Source organism: Streptomyces murinus (assembly GCF_002154555.1).
GTDB lineage: Bacteria > Actinomycetota > Actinomycetes > Streptomycetales > Streptomycetaceae > Streptomyces > Streptomyces murinus.
This window is the reverse complement of sequence record NZ_MUNF01001072.1, coordinates 1-1,453: the sequence shown is the minus strand read 5'-3', so window position 1 is coordinate 1,453 and position 1,453 is coordinate 1. Positions and strand designations below refer to the sequence as shown.

The window sequence follows — 1,453 nt, the reverse complement described above, 5'->3', positions numbered from 1 at the left end:
CTCGCCCCGCAGGCCGAGGCGTTCGCCACCCTGCTGCGCGCCTACCCCTGGTCCAGGGCCCGCTGCCCGGTGTTCTCCGCCGTGGCCCAGCGTTCCTACCGCCCGGACGACGATCTGCGCCTCGGCCTGCGGGGCGAGCGCGGGGTGGTGCGAGGAGAACGGCAGCCGCAGCCGGACGGCGGACGTGCCCAGTTCCCCGGCCGTCTTCTCCACCCGGACCAGGTCGGTTGACGGGCCGGAGACCACCACCGTGCGGTCGTCGTTGACCACCGCCACCACGGTGTCCGCGGCCCCGGCCGTCGCGAGCAGCCGGGCGGCGTGGTCCGCCGCGCAGCCGAGCACGGTCAGCCCGCCCGGGCAGAAGGCCAGGACCCGCGTGAGGTCGAGGGCCGCGCGCGCCCCGTCCGCCACCGTGAGCACACCGGAGGCGGTGACCGCCGCGATCTCCCCGAAGCTGACGCCGACGACCGCGGCCGGCGGCCCGTAGACACGGCTCAGCGCTCGGTGGACCGCCAGCGAGGCGCCGTACGTGGCGAGTTGAAGGGTTCCGGCGGGGGCCTCGGCGAGTTCGCGCGCGCTTGGCGGCCGGGAGCCCAGTAAACGTGTCGCGAGAAGGGGCAGATCGTGTTCGGCGGCTATGTCGTCGAGCTGTCCGAAAACCTCGCCCACGGCGTCGCGCAGGACGTCCGTGGTCCGTACGGCGCGGACCAGAGAAGTGACGGAGAAGTCACCTTGCCCGGGGAACAGATGAACGGGACGCTTCCCTGAGGGCCGGGAAGGAAGTCCGTGGGTGGAACGGGTGGACATCGGGCACTTTCCTTCGATCAAGGGGGGCGATGCACGCGGGACGAGGGGTGGGGGGTCCCGCGGGGCTGTGGTCGCCGCGGCTCTTGGCACATGACGAGCCTGCCGGAACCCGGCGCGTGAATATGGCCCCGCAAGGGCGCGAACCTGTTGAACCCGAAATGGCGTTGAACGTTCGTACTGACGACCGGTCGCTCGGGACAGGAAGAGCAACGTGCGATCGCCCCGTACTCCGAATCAGGCCCTGCGGATCCTGCTGGCCGAGGCAGGCTGGAGCGGCGCCCGGCTCGCCCGCGAGGTCAACGCCCTGGGTGCCGCCCAGGGAACCCCGTACCACTACGACCGCACCACGGTCGCCCACTGGCTGACGGGCAGCCGGCCGCGCCCTCCCGTGCCCCAGCTCGTCGCGCAGGCCCTCTCACGACGCCTCGACAGGCGGGTACGCGCGGAGGACACTGGGCTCCTCGCCCCCGGCCGGCCGAGCCCCGACGGGGAGAGCACGGGCGAAGGAGGCGCCGTGGCACGCCTGGACCGGATACTGCACGGCACCTGCCGATGCGGTCTCGCCCTGGCCGACCCCTACGCCCTGCTGGCGGCGGGCGGACCGGACGAGTCCCCGCCCGCCGCGAGCAGGGCGTAGGGGTCGGCC

At 73.4% G+C, this 1,453-nt stretch carries 2 protein-coding genes; one reads left to right on the top strand and one right to left on the bottom strand.

Annotation, left to right across the window (positions count from 1 at the left end; all coding sequences use genetic code 11):
* On the bottom strand, positions 1 to 807 hold an 807-nt coding region (locus tag CCN72_RS37735; RefSeq protein WP_086812715.1), incomplete at its 3' end, for an acyltransferase domain-containing protein.
* Between the two features lie 211 nt (positions 808 to 1,018).
* Here CCN72_RS37735 and CCN72_RS37730 point away from each other — a divergent pair.
* Positions 1,019 to 1,444 carry an NsdA family TPR-like regulatory protein gene (locus tag CCN72_RS37730; RefSeq protein ID WP_208638211.1) on the top strand — a complete coding sequence of 142 codons (426 nt, stop codon included), beginning with the start codon at positions 1,019 to 1,021 and terminating at the stop codon, positions 1,442 to 1,444.
* Positions 1,445 to 1,453: the final 9 nt, after the last annotated feature.